At 66.0% G+C, this 19,244-nt stretch carries 15 protein-coding genes; 10 read left to right on the forward strand and 5 right to left on the reverse strand.

Annotated elements, in window-relative coordinates:
- Nucleotides 1-129: 129 nt before the first annotated feature.
- From secA to GQE99_RS03750, 3 genes are all read left to right on the forward strand, one after another.
- Complete coding sequence (secA, locus tag GQE99_RS03740; RefSeq protein ID WP_161350239.1) at nt 130-2,829, forward strand: preprotein translocase subunit SecA; 2,700 nt, start codon at nt 130-132, stop codon at nt 2,827-2,829.
- A gap of 168 nt (nt 2,830-2,997) precedes the next feature.
- On the forward strand, nt 2,998-4,272 hold the full coding sequence (locus tag GQE99_RS03745; RefSeq protein ID WP_161350240.1) for a hypothetical protein: 1,275 nt from the start codon (nt 2,998-3,000) through the stop codon (nt 4,270-4,272).
- A 46-nt stretch (nt 4,273-4,318) separates the two neighbouring features.
- The gene (locus GQE99_RS03750; protein WP_161350241.1) at nt 4,319-5,878 is read left to right on the forward strand and encodes a phosphate ABC transporter substrate-binding/OmpA family protein; all 1,560 of its coding nucleotides are present in this window, start codon (nt 4,319-4,321) and stop codon (nt 5,876-5,878) included.
- 8 nt (nt 5,879-5,886) lie between these two features.
- Here the strand turns inward: GQE99_RS03750 and radC are convergent, their stop codons facing one another.
- The 3 genes from radC to dnaK form a co-directional block, all read right to left on the reverse strand.
- Nucleotides 5,887-6,660, reverse strand: a complete 774-nt coding sequence (gene radC / locus GQE99_RS03755) for a RadC family protein (protein ID WP_161350242.1) — start codon at nt 6,658-6,660, stop codon at nt 5,887-5,889.
- Between the two features lie 57 nt (nt 6,661-6,717).
- Nucleotides 6,718-7,863 (reverse strand): molecular chaperone DnaJ, encoded by a 1,146-nt coding sequence (dnaJ, locus tag GQE99_RS03760; RefSeq protein WP_161350243.1) that lies wholly within the window; start codon nt 7,861-7,863, stop codon nt 6,718-6,720.
- A gap of 79 nt (nt 7,864-7,942) precedes the next feature.
- Nucleotides 7,943-9,859, reverse strand: coding sequence for a molecular chaperone DnaK (dnaK, locus tag GQE99_RS03765; RefSeq protein WP_161350244.1), 1,917 nt, complete (start codon nt 9,857-9,859; stop codon nt 7,943-7,945).
- 192 nt (nt 9,860-10,051) lie between these two features.
- Here dnaK and GQE99_RS03770 point away from each other — a divergent pair, with 192 nt between their 5' ends.
- Complete coding sequence (locus tag GQE99_RS03770; protein WP_161350245.1) at nt 10,052-10,678, forward strand: alpha-ketoglutarate-dependent dioxygenase AlkB family protein; 627 nt, start codon at nt 10,052-10,054, stop codon at nt 10,676-10,678.
- On the opposite strand, the gene GQE99_RS03775 is transcribed toward GQE99_RS03770, so the two are convergent.
- Together GQE99_RS03775 and GQE99_RS03780 are read right to left on the reverse strand one after the other, a co-directional pair.
- Complete coding sequence (locus GQE99_RS03775) at nt 10,675-11,271, reverse strand: COG3650 family protein (protein WP_161350246.1); 597 nt, start codon at nt 11,269-11,271, stop codon at nt 10,675-10,677. The two genes, GQE99_RS03770 and GQE99_RS03775, sit on opposite strands and share 4 nt — an antisense overlap.
- Nucleotides 11,268-12,089: an ABC transporter permease gene (locus tag GQE99_RS03780; protein WP_161350247.1), complete on the reverse strand. Its 822-nt coding sequence runs from the start codon at nt 12,087-12,089 to the stop codon at nt 11,268-11,270. Before GQE99_RS03780 ends, GQE99_RS03775 begins: the two co-directional genes overlap by 4 nt.
- Nucleotides 12,090-12,209: 120 nt before the next feature.
- On the opposite strand from GQE99_RS03780, the gene cysQ reads away from it, so the two are divergent.
- The 6 genes from cysQ (at nt 12,210) to GQE99_RS03810 (ending at nt 19,242) form a co-directional block, all read left to right on the forward strand.
- Nucleotides 12,210-13,007, forward strand: coding sequence for a 3'(2'),5'-bisphosphate nucleotidase CysQ (gene cysQ / locus GQE99_RS03785; protein WP_161350248.1), 798 nt, complete (start codon nt 12,210-12,212; stop codon nt 13,005-13,007).
- A 4-nt stretch (nt 13,008-13,011) separates the two neighbouring features.
- The gene (locus GQE99_RS03790) at nt 13,012-14,244 is read left to right on the forward strand and encodes a glycosyltransferase family 2 protein (protein ID WP_161350249.1); all 1,233 of its coding nucleotides are present in this window, start codon (nt 13,012-13,014) and stop codon (nt 14,242-14,244) included.
- Between the two features lie 135 nt (nt 14,245-14,379).
- Nucleotides 14,380-15,273: a UTP--glucose-1-phosphate uridylyltransferase gene (locus tag GQE99_RS03795; protein ID WP_161350250.1), complete on the forward strand. Its 894-nt coding sequence runs from the start codon at nt 14,380-14,382 to the stop codon at nt 15,271-15,273.
- Nucleotides 15,274-15,288: 15 nt separating this feature from the next.
- Entirely contained in the window at nt 15,289-16,497 is a 1,209-nt protein-coding gene (locus GQE99_RS03800) for a glycosyltransferase family 4 protein (protein WP_328794041.1), read from the forward strand.
- 40 nt (nt 16,498-16,537) lie between these two features.
- Nucleotides 16,538-17,548 carry a glycosyltransferase family 2 protein gene (locus GQE99_RS03805; protein WP_161350252.1) on the forward strand — a complete coding sequence of 337 codons (1,011 nt, stop codon included), beginning with the start codon at nt 16,538-16,540 and terminating at the stop codon, nt 17,546-17,548.
- Nucleotides 17,545-19,242, forward strand: coding sequence for a DUF5927 domain-containing protein (locus tag GQE99_RS03810; protein ID WP_161350253.1), 1,698 nt, complete (start codon nt 17,545-17,547; stop codon nt 19,240-19,242). The genes GQE99_RS03805 and GQE99_RS03810 overlap by 4 nt, the downstream gene beginning before the upstream one ends.
- The last annotated feature ends 2 nt before the right edge of the window (nt 19,243-19,244 follow it).

Consider the following 19,244-nt stretch of genomic DNA (forward strand, 5'->3'; position numbering starts at 1 on the left):
CGGCCCCCACCCTTACATCGCAAGGGTCCTCGGGGGGCCGAATGCATGCCCTTGATATGGGGCCGCGCGGAGACGGGCAAGCACCCCGCGCAATCACGACAATGTCAGAGCTCATCGAGCGGAGAGCACATGCTGGGTTTCGGAACCATCGCCAAAAAGGTTTTTGGCACCCCCAACGACCGCAAGATCAAGGCCACCCGACCGATCATCGAGAAAATCAACGCGCTGGAGCCGGAGTTCGAAGCACTCTCGGACCAGGGCCTGATCGACAAGACGGCCGAGTTCAAGGCGCGGCTGGAAAAGGGCGAAACCCTTGACGACCTGCTGCCGGAAGCCTTTGCCAACTGCCGCGAAGGGGCGCGGCGCGCGCTGGGCCTTCGGGCCTTCGACGTGCAGCTGATCGGCGGCATCTTCCTGCATCGCGGCAACATCGCCGAGATGAAGACCGGCGAAGGCAAGACGCTCGTCGCCACCTTCCCCGCCTATCTCAACGCGCTGACCGGCAAGGGCGTGCACATCGTCACCGTGAACGACTACCTCGCCAAGCGGGACGCGGACTGGATGGGCAAGGTCTATGGCGCGCTGGGCATGACGACCGGCGTCGTCTACCCGCAGCAGCCGGAGGCCGAGAAGCAGGGCGCCTATGCCGCCGACATCACCTATGCCACGAACAACGAGCTGGGCTTCGATTACCTGCGCGACAACATGAAGTCGAAGATCGAGGACATGAACCAGCGTCCGCACCACTTCGCGATCGTGGACGAGGTCGACTCGATCCTGATCGACGAGGCGCGCACGCCGCTCATCATCTCGGGCCCGTCGAACGACAAGTCGGACCTCTACATCGCCATCGACCAGCTCATCCCCGAACTGACGGACGAACATTTCACGCTGGATGAAAAGGCGCGCTCGGTCACGTTCACCGACGAGGGCAACGATTTCCTCGAGAAGCGGCTGCACGAGATGGGCGTCCTGCCCGAAGAGCAGACGCTGTATGATCCGGAGTCCACCACCGTCGTCCACCACGTGAACCAGGGCCTGCGCGCCCACAAGATGTTCACGAAGGACAAGGACTACATCGTGCGCGACGGCGAGGTCGTGCTGATCGACGAGTTCACCGGCCGAATGATGGCCGGCCGCCGCCTGTCCGAGGGCCTGCACCAGGCCATCGAGGCCAAGGAGGGCGTGAACATCCAGCCCGAGAACGTGACGATGGCCTCGGTCACCTTCCAGAACTACTTCCGCCTCTACGAGAAGCTGGCCGGCATGACCGGCACCGCGCTCACCGAGGAAGAGGAATTCATGGAGATCTACGGCCTTGGCGTCGTGGCGATCCCGACCAACAAGCCGATCGCGCGCGTGGACGAGCATGACGCGGTCTACCGCACGACCGCCGAGAAATACGCGGCCATCGTCGAAGAGATCAAGAAGGCGCACGAGAAGGGCCAGCCGGTCCTGGTCGGCACCACGTCGATCGAGAAGTCCGAGGTCCTGAGCCAGCTTCTGACCAAGGAGGGCATCAAGCACAACGTGCTGAACGCCCGCCAGCACGAACAGGAAGCCCAGATCATTGCCGATGCCGGCCGCCTGGGCGCGGTCACGATCGCAACGAACATGGCCGGGCGCGGCACCGACATCCAGCTTGGCGGCAACGTCGAAATGAAGGTGCTCCAGGCGCTGGACGAAACGCCGGACGCCGACCCGGAAGCGCTGCGCGAGCAGATGGAGGCCGAGGTCGCCGACGAGAAGGCCAAGGTGCTGGAGGCCGGGGGTCTCTTCGTGCTCGCCACCGAACGCCACGAAAGCCGCCGGATCGACAACCAGCTGCGCGGTCGTTCGGGCCGTCAGGGCGACCCGGGCCGCTCCGCCTTCTTCCTCAGCCTCGAGGACGACCTGATGCGCATCTTCGGGTCCGAGCGGCTCGACAAGGTGCTGTCGGGTCTCGGCATGAAAGAGGGCGAGGCGATCGTCCACCCCTGGGTGAACAAGTCGCTGGAGCGCGCGCAGGCGAAGGTCGAGGGCCGCAACTTCGACATCCGCAAGCAGCTGCTCAAGTTCGACGACGTGATGAACGACCAACGGAAGGTGATCTTCGCCCAGCGGCGCGAGATCATGGAATCCGAGGATTTGTCGGATGTCGTGCAGGACATGCGCCACCAGGTGATCGACGACCTCGTTACCGAGCACATGCCGCCCAAGTCCTATGCCGAACAATGGGACACCGAGGGGCTCTACAATTCGGTGCGCGAGACGCTGAACCTCGATGTGCCCGTCAAGGACTGGGCCGGCGAAGAGGGCGCGGACGACGATACCGTGCGCGAAAAGCTCTATGCCGCGTCCGATGCGCAGATGTCGGAGAAGTCCGAGGCCTTCGGCACCGAAACCATGCGCAACATCGAGAAGCAGATCCTTCTGCAGACCATCGACACCAAGTGGCGCGAACACCTTCTGACGCTGGAACACCTGCGGTCCGTCGTGGGCTTCCGGGGCTACGCGCAGCGTGATCCGCTGAACGAGTACAAGACGGAAAGCTTCCAGCTTTTCGAGAGCATGCTCGAAAGCCTGCGCGCCGAGGTCAGCCAGAAGATCGGCCAGGTCCGCCCGATGACCGAGGACGAGCAGAAGGCGATGATGGAGCAGCTGCAACAGCAGCAGGCCGCCCTTTCCGCCCAGGCGGACGCCGCCGAGGAGTCGGGTCCCGCCGAGCCGGGCGAACCGCGCGAGGGGTTCGACGAGAACGATCCCTCCACCTGGGGCAACCCGGGGCGCAACCAGCCCTGCCCCTGTGGATCGGGCAAGAAATTCAAGCATTGCCACGGCCGGCTGTGAGCCGGAATCTGGCAAAGTTTCGACAAAGGGGCCTTCGGGCCCCTTTTTCTTTTTGATTTTCAGGGTATTCCCGAAACCGAAACGATCAGTTTCAGGACACCTTTTGTTCATTCTCTTGGCCTATTGATACGCCAAGGTTCCCATGAATTTGGGAAAGGACATCGTGCCATGCTGGAAAAAATCCAGACGATCTCGACCAACCTCGACAAGAAACGCGTCTACACCGCGCTGGCGGCGCTTATCGTGGCGCTGGCGACCGGGCACGTGATGCAGCGCACCGTGTCGCGCGTCGATCTGTCCGCCGATGCCCCCGCCCCGCAGGAGATGCCGCAACCGGCCGCCGCCAACCTTTCGCAGATCGCCCCCGCTTCCGCCGCGCCGCAGGACGTGGCCGAGTTCGCGCCCCAACAGCCCGCCGCGGTCACGGAAGATGCCCCGATCGAGGTGACGCGCGCCGACACGCAGCCCTCCACCGAACCGCTTGCCGGCCTTCAGTCGCCGGCGGAGCCGGAGGACGCCGCGCCCAAGACCGAAAAGATCGCCGCGGCCCCGGTCGTCGAACCGCAGGTCGGCGAAGAGGACGGGACCGCGATCGACATCGCGGCCATGCGCGACAACGCGCCCGTCGATGCGGACGTGACCCCGGAGCCGGCCCCGCAGGTGGCCGAGGTGACGCGCGCCGCGTTGGAGGAAGATCTGCCGATGCCCGCACTCGACGGGCCGGAGTTCGACATCGACCCGCCGGCCGGCACTCTCACCGCCCGCACCCCGGTGACCGATGACTGCGCCATGACGCTGGACACCACGGCCGCACCCGGTGCGCTGATCGACGTGAGCTTCTCCGCGCCTTGCGCGGCGGGCGCAGAGGTGCAGTTCGACCACGTCGGCCTGCGCTTCACCGAAACCCTCAACGATGCCGGCACGCTGGACATCACCGTCCCGGCGATGGCCGGCGCGGCCGAAATCACCGCGACCATCGCGGGTCAGACGCTGTCCGACACCCTCACCGTACCGGATATCGCCCAGTTCGACCGCGTCGCGCTCATGTGGCAGGGCGGCACGGGGCTTCAACTCCACGCGCTCGAAGACGGCGCCTATTACGGCGATCCGGGCCATATCTGGGCCGAAACGCCGGGCATGCCGACGCGCGCGACCTCCGGCGAAGGCGGGTTCCTGACGGTGCTCGGCTCGACCTCGGGCGGGTATGCGGCCGATGTCTACACCTACCCTGTCGCGCTCGAAACCGCGCCGCAGATCTCGATCGAGGCGCAGGTGCTGGACTCCACCTGCTCCAAGCCGATCCTGGGCGAATACATGCGCGCCGTCACCGACGGGGTGCCGAGTGTCACCCAGGTGGGGATGATCGTGCCGGATTGCGACGCGGTCGGGGAATATCTGGTGTTGAAAAACCTGCCCGCCGACCTGACAATCGCACGAAACTGACGCCGGGCGCCGTCTGCCCGGGCGCGAGACGTGCAGGGCAGATGCGATGAAAACCTTCCGTGCGGCAATCTGCGCCGCACTCCTCCTGATCGGGATGGTGCCCGGGGCCCGGGCCAACGACGTGACGCTGACCTCGCGCGATGGCGCGATGGAGATGGCGGGCGACCTCATCGGCTACGATGGGCGCTACTACCGGATCGACACGGAATACGGCGTCCTCACCATCGACGGCACCGGCGTGACCTGCGAGGGGCCGGGGTGCCCGAACCTGATCGCCTACACCGCCGAAATGACCATCTCGGGCGCGGCCGGCGTGACCGAGGCGCTCCTTCCTGCCCTGATCGAGGCGTTCGCGCTGTCGGAAGGCTACAGCGTCACGCGCGAAGAACAGGCGGGACGCGGGCCGGTGTTCGCGCTTTTCCGTGACGACGACCCGGTCCCGGTCGCGCGCTTCTTCCTGCGCCTCACCACCTCGGCTGAAGCCTTCGCGGATCTCGTCGCCGAACAGGCCGACATCGTCGTCACCCTGCGCGAGCCGACCCGGTCGGAACGTCTCATGGCCCGCGACGCGGGGCTTGGGGACCTTGACGCCGTGCGCCAGTCGCGGGTGCTTGCCCTCGACGCGCTGGTGCCGGTGGTGAACCCCGACAACCCGGTGCGCCGCCTGGGCATCGACACGCTGGCCTCGGTCTACGCGGGCGATGTGGCGGAATGGACCGCGCTGGGCGGAGAGGCCGCGCCGATCACGCTCTACCTCCAGGACCCCGGCCAGGGCTTCGGCATGGTGTTCCAGCGTGACGTGATGGCACCCGCCGACCGCGATTTCGCATCCTCCGTGCTCACCAAGCCCTCGGGCGAGAGTGTCACCCGCGCGGTGGAGGCCGATCCTTTCGGCCTTGGCATCACCAATTTCTCGCGCCCCGGGCTGACCGAGATGCTGACGCTCACCGGTGAGTGCCGGTTCGAGATCGCGCCGGACCAGCTGGCGATCAAGGCGGGGGATTACCCGCTCGCCGCGCCGATCTACCTGTTCCGCCCGGCGGTGCGCCTGCCGCAGACCGGGCGCGATTTCATGCGATTCCTGCGCACCGGCGCGGCCGAGCGGGTGATCCAGCGGCTTGGGCTGGTCGACCAGGGCATCGACGAGATCCCGTTCGACCGGCAGGGCACGCGGCTGGCCAACGCCATCGCGCAGGCGGGCAGCGAGATCGGGCTGGAGGAATTGCAGCGCATGGTCGCGCGCATGGACGGGATGCGGCGGCTCACGCTGACCTACCGCTTCAAGGGCGGCTCGACCGCGCTCGACGCGCCGTCGCGTTCGAACGTGGGGCTTTTGGCCGAGGCGCTCGAGGCCGGGCTGCTCGACGGGCGGCGGCTGGTCTTCGTCGGCTTCTCGGACGGGCAGGGTGCCGCGCCGCTCAACCGCCGCCTGTCGCAACGCCGCGCCGATACCGTGCGCCGTGCCGTGCTGGAGGCCGCCGAGACCTTCGACCCGGCGCGCGTGACCTTCGAGACCGACGCCTTCGGCGAGGCGCTTCCGATGGCCTGCGACGACACGGACTGGGGCCGCCGGATCAACCGGCGCGTGGAAGTCTGGGTGGAATAGAGCCTGTTTCAGCCCAGAAGGCCGTCCGCGCGGAAGCTGACCTCGCGCGATTTTCCGATGACGATGTGATCGTGGAGCGTGATCTCGAGCGCGGCGGCCGCGTCCCGCACCCGGCGCGTCATCTCGATATCGTCGTGCGACGGGGTCGGGTCGCCGGAGGGGTGGTTGTGGACAAGGATCAGCGCCGAGGCCCCGAGTTCGAGCGCCCGCTTCACCACCTCGCGCGGATAGACCGGGACATGGCCCACGGTGCCCTCCGCCTGCGCCTCGTCCGCGATCAGCGTGTTCTTGCGGTCGAGGTAGAGCACGCGGAACACCTCGGTCTCCCGGTGGCTCATGGTGGTGTGGCAGTAATCCAGCAGCGCGTCCCATGACGACACCACGCGCCGCCCGATCACCCGTGCGCGCGACAGGCGGTGGGCCGCGGCCTCGACGATCTTGAGCTCCTGCACGACCGCCGCCCCGACGCCGTGCATCTCGGTCAACCGTTCCGGGCTGGCCGAGACGACCCCGTTGAAATCCCCGAACCGGTCGAGCAGCCGGCGGGCGAGCGGTTTGACATCCTGGCGCGGGATGGCGCGGAACAGCACCAGTTCGAGCATCTCGTAGTCGGGCAGCGCCGCCGCGCCGCCGGACATGAACCGCTCACGCAGCCGCGCGCGGTGGTCCTTGATGTAGGACGGCAGCCGCGCCTTGGTTCCGGCGACGGGCGCGGGCTGTGCCTCGTCGGGTTCGAACAGCGGCAGGGCGGCTTCGCCCAAATGAGAAACAGGCCGGGACATGGTCCCAGCCTGCTTCGAGTCGGTGAATCATTGGTTAACGGGGGTCACCCGCGGGGCTCAGCCCTTCATCCCGTCCCAGAAGCTCTTCACCTTGTTGAAGAAGCTGTGGCTTTCCGGGTTGTTCTCTTCCGACAGTTTCTCGAACTCCTTGAGCAGCTCTTTCTGCTTGCCCGTCAGGTTCACCGGCGTCTCCACCGCGAGCTCGATGTACATGTCGCCATGCCCGTGGCCGCGCAGCGCCGGCATCCCCTTGCCACGCAGGCGCATCTGGCGCCCGGACTGGGACCCGGCCGGGATCTTCACCCGCGACCGGCCGCCGTCGATCGTCGGCACCTCGATATCGCCGCCCAGGGCGGCCGAGGTCATCGAGACGGGCACCCGGCAGTGCAGGTTCACGCCTTCGCGCTCGAACAGCGCATGTTCGGCGACCTGGATGAAGATGTAGAGATCGCCCGACGGTCCGCCGCGCATCCCCGCCTCGCCTTCGCCGGCCAGCCGGATGCGGGTGCCGGTTTCGACCCCCGCCGGGATGTTGACGGACAGCGCCCGGTCCTTCTCGACCCGGCCCTGGCCGTGGCAGACCTTGCACGGGTTCTTGATCATCTGGCCCATGCCTTGGCAGGTCGGGCAGGTGCGTTCTACGGTGAAGAAGCCCTGCTGCGCGCGCACCTTGCCCATGCCCGAACAGGTCGGACAGGTGGTGGGTTCGGCGCCGCTTTCGGCCCCCGAGCCGTCACAGGTTTCGCACATCACCGAGGTGGGCACGGTGATGGTCTTCTGCAGACCTTCGTAGGCCTCTTCCAACGTCACGCGCAGGTTGTAGCGCAGGTCGGAGCCACGGGTCGCGCGAGAGCGTCCGCCGCCGCGCTGGCCCATGAAGTCGCCGAACAGGTCGTCGAACACGTCCGAGAAGGCACTGGCGAAGTCGCCCTGCTGGCCGTAGCCGCCACCGGGGCGCGCACCGGCACCCATGCCGCCTTCGAAGGCCGCGTGGCCGAAGCGGTCGTAGGCTGCTTTCTTCTCGGGATCTTTCAGAACGTCATAGGCTTCGTTCGCTTCCTTGAACTGGGCCTCCGCATCCGGGTTGTCCGCGTTGCGGTCCGGGTGCAATTCCTTGGCCTTCTTGCGATAGGCCTTCTTGATCTCGTCCGCCGACGCGCCCTTGGAAATTCCGAGAACTTCGTAATAGTCACGTTTCGACATCGATCGTCTTCCCCTTTTTGAAAACGCGAAGGCCGGCCCGCCGGTAGGTGACGGACCGGCCGCATCGCGTCATGGGTCGTTACGACCGCTTGTCGTCGTCGAGATCCTCGAAGTCCGCGTCGACGATGTCGTCATCCACGCTCGACGGACCTTCGTCGGCCTCGGAGGCTTCGCTGTCGCCGCCTTCGGCCTGCTGAGACTTGTAGATCGCCTCACCCAGTTTCATGGACGCTTCGGTCACGTTTTGGATGCCGGACTTGATCTTCTCGGCGTTGTCGCCTTCGAGTTCGTCCTTGAGCGCGGCGATGGCCAGCTCGATCGCCTCGACCGTGGTCGGGTCCACCTTGTCCGAGTGCTCTTCGAGCGCCTTCTCGGTCGAGTGGATGAGGCTCTCGGCCTGGTTCTTCGCCTCGATGAGCTCGCGGCGGCCCTTGTCGGCCTCGGCGTTCTCCTCGGCGTCCTTGACCATTTGATCGATCTCGTCCTCGGACAGACCGCCCGACGCCTGGATCGTGATCTTCTGCTCCTTGTTGGTGCCCTTGTCCTTGGCGCCGACCGACACGATGCCGTTGGCGTCGATGTCGAAGGTCACCTCGATCTGGGGCATGCCACGCGGTGCGGGCGGGATGTCCTCGAGATTGAACTGGCCGAGCATCTTGTTGTCGGCCGCCATCTCGCGTTCACCCTGGAAGACCCGGATGGTCACGGCGTTCTGGTTGTCCTCGGCGGTCGAGAAGACCTGGGACTTCTTGGTCGGGATCGTCGTGTTGCGGTCGATCAGGCGGGTGAACACGCCACCCAGCGTCTCGATACCCAGCGACAGCGGCGTCACGTCGAGCAGGACCACGTCCTTGACGTCACCCTGCAGCACGCCGGCCTGAATGGCGGCGCCCATCGCGACCACTTCGTCCGGGTTCACGCCCTTGTGCGGCTCTTTCCCGAAGAACTTGGTGACCTCTTCCATCACCTTCGGCATCCGGGTCTGACCGCCGACAAGGATGACCTCGTCGATCTCGTCCTTCGACACGCCGGCGTCCTTGAGAGCGGCCTGGCACGGCTTGAGCGAGTTCTTGATGAGATCGCCGACAAGGCTTTCCAGCTTCGCACGGGTGAGCTTCATCACCATGTGCAGCGGCTGGCCGTCGGACCCCATCGAGATGAACGGCTGGTTGATCTCGGTCTGGCTGGCCGAGGACAGCTCGATCTTGGCCTTTTCAGCGGCTTCCTTCAGACGCTGCAGGGCCATCTTGTCCTTGGTCAGGTCGACGTTGTTCTCTTTCTTGAACTCGTCGGCCAGGTAGTTGACGATCCGCATGTCGAAGTCTTCACCACCCAGGAACGTGTCGCCGTTGGTGGATTTCACTTCGAACAGGCCGTCGTCGATCTCGAGGATCGTGACGTCGAACGTACCGCCGCCAAGGTCGTAGACCGCGATCGTCTTGGAGTCTTTCTTGTCCAGGCCATAGGCCAGTGCGGCCGCGGTCGGTTCGTTGATGATCCGCAGCACTTCGAGACCGGCGATCTTGCCGGCGTCCTTGGTGGCCTGACGCTGGGCGTCGTTGAAGTAGGCCGGGACGGTGATGACCGCCTGGTCGACTTCCTCGCCGAGGTAGCTCTCGGCGGTTTCCTTCATTTTCTGCAGGATGAAGGCGGAGATCTGCGACGGCGAGTATTTCTCGCCCGCGGCTTCCACCCACGCGTCCCCGTTGCCGCCATCGACGATGGCGTAGGGCACGAGTTTCTTGTCCTTTTCAACGGCGGCGTCGCCCACGCGACGGCCGATCAGACGCTTGACTGCGAAAATGGTGTTGTCCGGGTTCGTGACAGCCTGCCGTTTCGCCGACTGGCCCACGAGGCGCTCGTCGTCCTTGAAGGCGACGATGGAAGGCGTCGTGCGCGTGCCTTCCGAGTTCTCGATGACCCGCGCTTGCGAGCCGTCCATGATGGCGACGCAGGAGTTCGTGGTCCCCAGGTCGATACCGATGACTTTACCCATGCTCTTTTTCCTCTCTTTGGCGATGATGTGGGCCGCGGCCCCGAAGGCACCGTCGCCCGATCCCAATGGATAACCGGAAGAGGTGAACCCCAACCGGCGTCTGGGCGTATATAAGGAGGGGAAATCGGGCCTGCAAGGCGGCGAAAACCGCGTTACGGGTGAAAAAAGCGAGTCGTTTTCAGGGTTTTGACAATGGATGCGCAGGGAAGCGGAAAGACCCCGGATCTGGACGTGGGCGGCGCCGGCGTGTTTCGGGGCTACCTCGACCGTGCCGCGCAGGAGCGCCTGGTCGAGGACCTGCGCGATGTCGTGGCCGCCGCGCCGCTGTTCTCGCCGGTGACCGGGCGCGGCAAGCCGATGTCGGTGCGCATGACCTCGGCGGGCAAGTACGGCTGGTATTCCGATCGGCGCGGCTACCGCTACGAGCCGCGCCATCCCGACGGCATGGACTGGCCACCGATCCCGGAGGCCGTGCTCGCGCTCTGGCATGACGTGACCGGGGTCGACCGTGCGCCCGATTGCTGTCTCGTCAATTTCTACGGCGAAGGCGCGCGGATGGGGTTGCACCAGGACCGGGACGAGGCGGATTTCTCATGGCCCGTCGTGTCGGTGTCGCTGGGCGACGAGGGCCTGTTCCGCGTCGGCGGCACGACGCGCGGCGGCAAGACGCAGTCGGTCTGGCTGACCTCCGGCGACGTGGTCGTGCTCGGCGGTGACGCCCGGCTGGCCTATCACGGGGTGGACCGGATCAAGTTCGGATCGTCCACGCTCCTCAAGGATGGCGGGCGGATCAACCTGACGCTCCGGGTGGTCGATTAACGCTCCAGCGAGCAGCAGCCCGAGAAGCTGAAATGCCCGCCGTTGCCGGACAGCAGGAAGTCGATGCGCCAGCCGAAGTTCTGGTCGGACATGCCATCGGTGCACATCTCACGCGACAGGAAACCGGTGATCCCCTGGGCCGCCAGTGCGCCGCGCGGGCTCCAGGACGCCTGGGCGACCCGCTGCCGCTGCATGGTCATCGGCGCCGCGTCCATGCCCTGGTCGGTGAAGGTCACGGTCTGCTCGGTGATGTCGAGCGACCAGAAGGGTTCGGTGCCGTAGCAGGTGATCGGCGTGGGCAGCTTCTCGCCCTCCGGCTGTCCCGGTTGGCGCGCCATGTAGGCCATCGAGACCCAGCCCGCCTGCCCGTTCACGTTCACCTGCCCCCAGCTTTCCGCGGTGTTGAACTGCACGACCTCGACCCCGCGCGCGTTCGGCCCCAGCTCGCCCAGGATGCGCCCTTCCACCGTCGGGCGCGATCGCACGTTGAGCGTGTCGTTCTGGGCCACGCCGCGCACGTCGTAGAGCGCGGGCAACTCCTGCGCGGCGGCGGGGCCTGCAAGCAGGCAGAGGATTAGAACGAGCGCTCTCATCGCCGCGCCCCCCAGGAGGCCGAGGCGTGCCGGCGGGTGTAGCTTTCGCCCATGAAGCCGACCACCAGCAGGACCGTCGCCACGATCAGCGGGTAGAGCCAATTCGAGTAATGCGGGTTGTAATTGATGAACATGAATCCACGAGCCTGGTCGATGATGTGAAAGAGCGGGTTCCAGGTGAACATGATGAGGATGTTGAAGGGCAGGGTGTTGGCCACGAACATCTTGCCCGACGCGATCATGTTGGCGCGCGCGTAGACGGTCGAGCCGACGGTCGCGAACTGCGGGAACCAGGGCTTGAGCGCGTAGAACACCATGCCGATCCCGATGCCGGAGAACCACGCGAGAAGCAGCATCATGAAGACGCCGCTCATGTCGTGGATCGTCACGGGGTTGAAGGCGATGTGGTAGATGTAGACCACCACGACCACCGACAGGATCTGGATGTAGAGCGCCGCAAACGCGTTCGACAGGATCGCCACGAAGGTCGACATCGGCGCGTGCTGCATCATCGGCGAGGCGGGGCCATCCGCGCCCACCACCGCGCCCATCGTCTTGATCTGGGTCATGTAGAGGAAGATCCCCGACATGATGTAGAGCAGGAAATCGCCGCGCAGCATCGACCCGCGCAGGCCCAGAACGGCGTACATGACGTAGAACACGCCGACGAGCATCATGGTCTGCAGCATATTGATGAACAGGCCCATCAACGCGTTGCTGTGGGTCTTGCGCAGGTTGTGCACCGTCGCGTGATAGATGAGCTCGAGCAGCCCGACGATCACGGACAGACGGCTGGGCTGTTTTTCGACCTCGAACATCCGCGTTCCTTGCCTGCCCTTTTTCAAAGGGAAATCTTGCCGTTCCCTTGCTGCGCGATCATAAGGGGAGCGGTGTTTTTTTTCAACGATCCCGGGCCCGGCCCGGTGAGAGGAGCGAAGTTGAATTACGAGGATCTTCTCGGCGCGATGCGGCGCCTGGCCATCGAGGCCGGCGAAAAGATCATGGAAATCTATGACGCCGACGACTTCGAAGTGCGGGCTAAATCGGACGAAAGCCCGGTGACCGAGGCCGACGAGGCCGCCGATGCGCTGATCTCCGCCGGTCTGCGGGAAGCGTTTCCGGACGTGCTCGTCGTGACCGAGGAACAGGCGGAGAGCCACACGCACAACGCGTCGGAATTCCTGATCGTGGACCCGCTCGACGGGACCAAGGAATTCATCAAGCGGCGCGGCGATTTCACGGTGAACATTGCCTATGTCGTGGACGGCGAACCGGTGCGCGGCGTGGTCTATGCCCCGGCGCGCGGGCGCATGTTCTACACGGACGAAGAGGGCGCTTCGGTCGAGGAGGACGGGGAACTGCATCCCGACACCCCCGGCCACTGCCGCCCGATCCGGGTCTCGGACCCCGACAACGACGCGCTGATGGTGGTGGCCTCCAAGTCGCATCGCGACGAAGCGACCGATGCCTACATCTCCAAGTACGCGACCAAGGACATGAAAAGCGCGGGCTCGAGCCTGAAGTTCTGCCTTGTCGCCACCGGCGAGGCGGATCTCTACCCGCGGCTCGGGCGCACGATGGAGTGGGACACGGCCGCGGGGCACGCGGTGCTCAAGGGCGCGGGCGGCAAGGTGGTGCGGTTCGACGACCACACGCCGCTCACCTACGGCAAGCCGGGCTACGAGAACCCGTTCTTCATCGCCTATGCCCCCGGCGTCGACCTGAAGCCGGCCTGACGCGATGGGCGGGGCCGGCACCGCGCCACCGGTTTCGGTGATCGTGGTCAGCCGGGACCGCCCGGCGCTTCTGCACCGCTGTCTCACCGGGATCGGCCAGCTCTGGTATCCGGCCTTCGAGGTGGTCGTCGTCGCCGACACGGCCGGGTGCGACACCGTCGCCAAGATGGGTTGGGCCGACCGGGTGCTCTGCCTGCCCTTCGACACGCCCAACATCTCGGCCGCCCGCAACATCGGGATAGCCGAATCCGGGGGGGAGATCGTCGCCTTCATCGACGACGACGCGGTGCCCGAGCCCACCTGGCTCGATCATCTCTGTGCGCCCTTCGCGGACCCTGAAGTGGCGCAGACCGGCGGATACGTGCGCGCCCGCAACGGGATCAGCCTGCAATGGGGGGCGCGTGCGGTGGACCGGCAGGGCCGGGCGCGGCGGCTGGAGGTCGCGGACGAGGCGCCCTTCACGCCCCGGCTGGGCGACGACGAGGCGGCCAAGACCGAGGGCACCAACATGGCGTTCCGGCGCGCGGTGATCGCGGCCACCGGCGGGTTCGACCCGGCGTTCGCCTTCTACCTCGACGAAACCGACGTGAACCTGCGCCTGCGCGCCCGCAAGACCGTCATCGTGCCGCGCGCGCAGGTGCATCACGGCTTCGCCCCCTCCCGGTTGCGCAAGGCAAATCGCGGGGTCACGGACCTGTCCGAGGTCGGGGCCTCCGCGGCGGTGTTCCTGCGCAAGCATGGCAGCGCGGAAAGCCTCGAGTTGGGCCGGAACAGGCTCTTTTCGAACCAGCACAGGCGGCTGATCGAGCAGATGGTGCAGGGGGTGATCGAACCTGGCGACGTGGCCCCCCTGATGGCCGGTCTCTCCCGCGGGTTCGAGGACGGGCTGACGCGCACGCTCACCCCGTTGTCGCCGATCCCGGACGGCCCGGCGTTCCGGCCGTTCCCGTCCCGCATGAGCGGCCAGTCGCGGGTGATCGCCGGTCGGCCGTGGCGCCGTCGGCGGTTGGCGGCCGATGCGCGGGCCTCGGTCGCGGCGGGGGACGTGACCACCTTGCTGACGCTGTCGCCCACGACGCTCGCGCACCGCGCGACCTTTTCCCCGGATGGCTACTGGAGGCAGTGGGGCGGCGTCTTAGGCCGGACCGACCGGGCGGGCCCGCGGTTTCGGTGGACCTCCTTCGCCGAAAGAGTGCGGAAAGAAGAGGCGCGCATCTCGGATTTGCGCGGGAAATAGGCAAATCCGCCAATATCCGGGTGACCTTTGGGCCCCCCAGACATAACATCGCCATATCGCGGGGCTATTGTTCACCCCGGTGCGTTGCGTTGTTACCCCGGTCGGGGACGGAAGTTTTGAAAAGGTGAAATCAAGATGAAAACCAAGGTGACCAAGGCCATTTTTCCCGTTGCCGGGCTGGGCACGCGGTTCCTGCCGGCGACCAAGTCGATCCCGAAGGAGATCATGACGCTGGTCGACCGCCCGCTCATCCAGTACGCGATCGACGAGGCGCGCGCGGCCGGCATCAAGGAGTTCATCTTCGTCACCTCTCGCGGCAAGGGCGCGCTCGAGGATTACTTCGACTCCGCCCCGGTGCTGGAGGCCGACCTCGTGGCCAAGGGCAAGGACGACCTTCTGGACGTGCTGCGCTCGACCAACATGGAATCCGGCGCCATCGCCTATATCCGCCAGCACAAGGCGCTGGGCCTGGGTCATGCGATCTACTGCGCGCACCGCCTGATCGGCGACGAGCCGTTCGCGGTGATCCTGCCCGACGACGTGATCGCGGCGGAGAAGCCCTGCCTGAAACAGATGGTGGACGCCTACCAGGAGACCGGCGGCTGCATGGTCGCCGCGATGGAGGTGCCGCCGGAGAAGGCCTATGCCTATGGCGTGCTCGACGTGGAGAGCGAGGACGGGCGGCTGAACAAGGTGAAGGGCATGGTCGAGAAGCCGCGCCCGGGCACCCAGCCCTCGAACCTCGCGGTGATCGGCCGCTACATCATCACGCCCGACGTGCTCCAGAACCTGGGCAATTTCCGCAAGGGTGCGGGCGGTGAGATCCAGCTGACCGACGCGATCGCCGACGAGATCGTCAAGGGGCGCCCCGTGCATGGCTACCGGTTCGAGGGCACGCGGTTCGATTGCGGGTCCAAGGCGGGCTACCTCGCCGCGACCGTGTCTTTCGGGCTGGAGCGCAAGGAGCTTCGCAAGGAGCTGATGGCCCATCTCGAGGACATCGTCGCCAGCAACCGGGCGGCGGAATAGCGCGCCGCCTTGGCCGTGGAGGGACAGGCCCACACGAGGCTTCTGGACCTGTCGCGGCTCGTTTCGCGCGTCGGGCGGGCGGCCTGGACCGGCGTGGACCGGGTGGAGGCCGCCTATCTCGACCGGCTTCTTGCAGAGCCGGGGGACCTTTTCGCGCTGGTGCGCTCGTCCTTCGGGTTCACCCTGTTCGACCGTGATGGCACCCGCGCGCTGGCCGACCGGCTGCATGGCCGCGTGCCGTGGGGCGCGACCGACCTGCGCACGCGGCTTTTTCTGAAAGCACATCCCGACCGGCGGCGGGCGGAGTCGGACCTGCATCGCCTGTGCGTTGCACGATCCGGACGCCGGGGCCTTGCCTGGATGCTCAAGACCCACCTGCCCGGCCCGCCGGTCTGGATCAACACGGGCCATTCGAACCTGCGCGCCAGCGTCTTCGACGCGGTGCACGCGGCCGGGGGGCGGGCCGTGGTGCTGGTGCATGACACGATCCCGCTGGATCACCCTGAGTGGCAGCGCCCCGGCACGGTCGAAAGCTTCGAGACACGGATGCGGCAGGTGGCGATGAAGGCGGATCTCGTCATCCACACCGCCGAAGCGACGCGGCGCACCACAGAGGCGCAGTTCGCCCGCCTGGGCCGGGTGCCCGATGCCGTCGTCGCCCACCTTGGCGTGACGCCGCCCGCCGCAGGCGCGCTTCCCCCCGGCCTGTCGCCGCACAAGCCCTATTTCGTGTCGCTGGGCACCATCGAGCCGCGCAAGAACCACGCGCTGCTGCTGGACGTCTGGCGCGAACTGTCGGCCGAGTTGCCCTCGGACGAGGTTCCGTTGCTTTTCATCGTCGGCGCGCGGGGGTGGAACAACGAGGCCGTCTTCGCCCGGCTCGACGCCCACCCGGCCCATGTGCGCGAGCTCGGCCCCCTGCCCGACGCGCAACTCGCCGCCTTGATCCAGGGTGCCTGCGCGCTTGTCATGCCCAGCCGGGTCGAAGGCTTCGGGCTTCCGCCCGGCGAGGCACTGGGGCTGGGCTGTCCGGTGATCGCCACGGACCTGCCAGTCTACCGCGAAGTGTTTGGAAACAACATCGTTTACCTGGACCCGGACGCTATGTATCTTTGGACCAATTCGATCAAAAGCTTTGCGGCAGGCGAAAAAACGGCACAGGCAGGCAGGATCGAGCTTCCGTCATGGGAAGCTCACTTCAACCGCGTGTTAGCGTGCCTTTGATACGGGCAATTGGGCCCGCGCGGGCGGAGAAGGGGCAACATTGGGCATCGTTCGGACATACCGGCTGCGTCTTCTGCGCAAGCGTTGGTTGATCCGGGCGTTTCGCAAACGGCGTGAGCTCAGGCGCGTGTCGGACCGCACGAAATCCATCCGGCCGCGCGATATCCTGGTATTCTGCACCGCCCGCAACGAACGCATCCGCCTGCCCTATTTCCTGGATTATTACCGCGACATGGGCGTGAACCACTTCGTCTTCGTGGACAACGCGAGCACGGACGGCACGCGCGAATACCTGGCCGAACAGCCTGACGTTTCGCTCTGGTCCGCGCGCGCCAGCTACAAGCGCGCCCGGTTCGGGATCGACTGGCTCAACTGGCTGATGCGCCGGCACGGGCACGGGCATTGGTGCCTGACCGTCGATCCGGATGAATTCCTGGTCTACCCGTTCTGCGACACGCGCGGGCTGCGCGCGCTGACCGACTGGCTCGACGCCTCGTCGATCAAGAGCTTCGGGGCGATGCTGCTCGACATGTATCCCAAGGGGCCGGTCGGCGGCCGGTCCTACGAAGAAGGGCAGGACCCGTTCGAGATCGCGAACTGGTTCGACGCCGGCAATTACATGATCGAGAAGAACAAGAAGTTCGGGAACCTCTGGATCCAGGGCGGCCCGCGGGCGCGCATGTTCTTCCCGGAAAATCCCGCCCGCGCCCCCGCGCTGAACAAGATCCCGCTGGTGAAGTGGCACCGCAATTATGCCTACGTGTCCTCGACCCACACCCTGCTGCCGCGGGGCCTGAACCTCGTCTACGACGAATGGGGTGGAGAGAAGGCGTCGGGCTGCCTGCTGCACGCCAAGTTCCTCCACACCTTCCCGGAGAAGGCGGCCGAGGAGCTTGAGCGCAAGCAGCATTACGCGGCCAGCCACGAATACCGGGCCTACCACGAGAAGCTCGATGAAGACCCGGACCTGTGGTGCAAGTGGTCCGAAAAATACATCAACTGGCGCCAGCTCGAGATTCTGGGCGTGATGTCGAAGGGGAACTGGGCGTGAGTGTCGGCTTCGCCATGCTCGTTCACACCGCGCTGGGCCGCGCCGGACAGGTCGCGCGCCACTGGGCCGGCCACGGCTGCCCCGTGGTGATCCACGTCGACCGCAAGGTGAAAGCGCGCAAGTACCAGGCTTTCGTCGACAGCCTCTCGGACCTCGAAAACGTGCGCTTCTGCCAGCGTTACAGCTGCGAATGGGGGACCTGGAGCCTCGTACAGGCCAGCCAGGCGGCATCGGAGCTTCTGCTGGCCGAGTTCCCGCTGGTGCGCCACGTCTACCTCGCCTCCGGGTCGTGCCTACCGCTCCGGCCGGTGGAGGAATTGCAGGCGTACCTCGCCGCGCGGCCCAAGACGGATTTCATCGAAAGCGTCACGACCGAGGACGTGCCGTGGACCGTCGGCGGACTCGACATCGAACGCTTCACGCTGCGTTTCCCGTTCTCATGGAAACGCCACCGCCGGACCTTCGACGCCTACGTGAACCTGCAACGCCGGGTGCGGTTCCAGCGGCGCATCCCGCTCGAGCTGAACCCGCATCTTGGCAGCCAGTGGTGGTGCCTGACGCGCCAGACTCTGACCGCGATCCTGAAGGATCCCAGCCGGGTGCGTTACGACCGCTATTTCTCGCGGGTGTGGATTCCGGACGAGAGCTATTTCCAGACCCTCGCAAGGCTCTATTCCACCAATATCGAGAGCCGGTCGCTCACCCTGTCCAAGTTCGATTTCCAGGGCAAACCGCACATCTTCTACGACGATCACATGCAGCTTCTGCGCCGCTCCGACTGCTTCGTCGCGCGCAAGATCTGGCCGCACGCCGACAAGCTCTACGAGGGGTTCCTGTCCGAGGACGGCGCCATCGCCACCGGGGCCGAGCCGAACCCGGCCAAGATCGACCGCATCTTTTCCAAGGCGGTCGAACGGCGCACCAAGGGGCGCGCCGGGCTCTACATGCAGAGCCGGTTTCCAAACGAGGATTGGGAGAACGGACTGACCTCGGCGCAGTATTCTGTCTTCGAGGGGTTCACCGAGCTCTTCGAGGATTTCGAGGACTGGCTCGCGCGGGTCACCGGAACGCGGGTGCACGGCCACTTGTTCGGCCCGGATAGGGTCGAATTCGCCGGTGGGGAGCGTGTCTTCGCGGGTGCGCTGACCGACAGCGCGGCGCTGCGCGACTACAACCCGCGCGCCTTCCTCACGAACCTGGTCTGGAACACGCGCGGCGAGCGGCAGTGCTTCATGTTCGGCCCGGCCGACACGCAGGACATCTCCTGGGATCTCGCGAAGGATCCAAACGCGCAGGTCAGCGTGATCTCAGGCGCCTGGGCGGTGCCGCTGTTCCACGCCAACCGCGACTTCCCCGACATCCGGCGCGAGGCCGCGCGGCTGCAACGGATCGAGGCGGAGCACCTCGAGGTGCTGCGCTCGATCTGGGTGAAGGCACGGGTGCGGATCTGGACGCTCGCCGATTTCATCGACAACCCGATGGAGCCGCTCCAGACCATCATCGACGAGATCGGCGCGCGCCATGCCAGCCGCCTGACCGAAGCGCCGCGTCTGAAATCGCTCGACGGGTTCGGCCAGTTCCTTCAGAATCTCAAGAACCAGGGGATGCAGCCCCACCTGATGGGTGATTTCCCGACCGGCCCCGTGGGCGGCCACGCCCGCCAGCGCCCGCGCAAGCCCTACCTGGTGAAATAGGA

This window comes from Maritimibacter harenae (assembly GCF_009882975.1).
Lineage (GTDB): Bacteria > Pseudomonadota > Alphaproteobacteria > Rhodobacterales > Rhodobacteraceae > Maritimibacter > Maritimibacter harenae.

What these genes read in the sequence shown, in the direction of transcription:
- GQE99_RS03750 (WP_161350241.1), top strand. Translation starts at nt 4,319, where the DNA reads ATGAAAACCTTCCGTGCGGCAATCTGCGCCGCACTCCTCCTGATCGGG.
- dnaJ (WP_161350243.1), bottom strand. Translation starts at nt 7,863, where the DNA reads ATGTCGAAACGTGACTATTACGAAGTTCTCGGAATTTCCAAGGGCGCG.
- GQE99_RS03775 (WP_161350246.1), bottom strand. Translation starts at nt 11,271, where the DNA reads ATGAGAGCGCTCGTTCTAATCCTCTGCCTGCTTGCAGGCCCCGCCGCC.
- radC (WP_161350242.1), bottom strand. Translation starts at nt 6,660, where the DNA reads ATGTCCCGGCCTGTTTCTCATTTGGGCGAAGCCGCCCTGCCGCTGTTC.
- GQE99_RS03745 (WP_161350240.1), top strand. Translation starts at nt 2,998, where the DNA reads ATGCTGGAAAAAATCCAGACGATCTCGACCAACCTCGACAAGAAACGC.
- GQE99_RS03770 (WP_161350245.1), top strand. Translation starts at nt 10,052, where the DNA reads ATGGATGCGCAGGGAAGCGGAAAGACCCCGGATCTGGACGTGGGCGGC.
- secA (WP_161350239.1), top strand. Translation starts at nt 130, where the DNA reads ATGCTGGGTTTCGGAACCATCGCCAAAAAGGTTTTTGGCACCCCCAAC.
- GQE99_RS03790 (WP_161350249.1), top strand. Translation starts at nt 13,012, where the DNA reads ATGGGCGGGGCCGGCACCGCGCCACCGGTTTCGGTGATCGTGGTCAGC.
- GQE99_RS03780 (WP_161350247.1), bottom strand. Translation starts at nt 12,089, where the DNA reads ATGTTCGAGGTCGAAAAACAGCCCAGCCGTCTGTCCGTGATCGTCGGG.
- GQE99_RS03795 (WP_161350250.1), top strand. Translation starts at nt 14,380, where the DNA reads ATGAAAACCAAGGTGACCAAGGCCATTTTTCCCGTTGCCGGGCTGGGC.
- dnaK (WP_161350244.1), bottom strand. Translation starts at nt 9,859, where the DNA reads ATGGGTAAAGTCATCGGTATCGACCTGGGGACCACGAACTCCTGCGTC.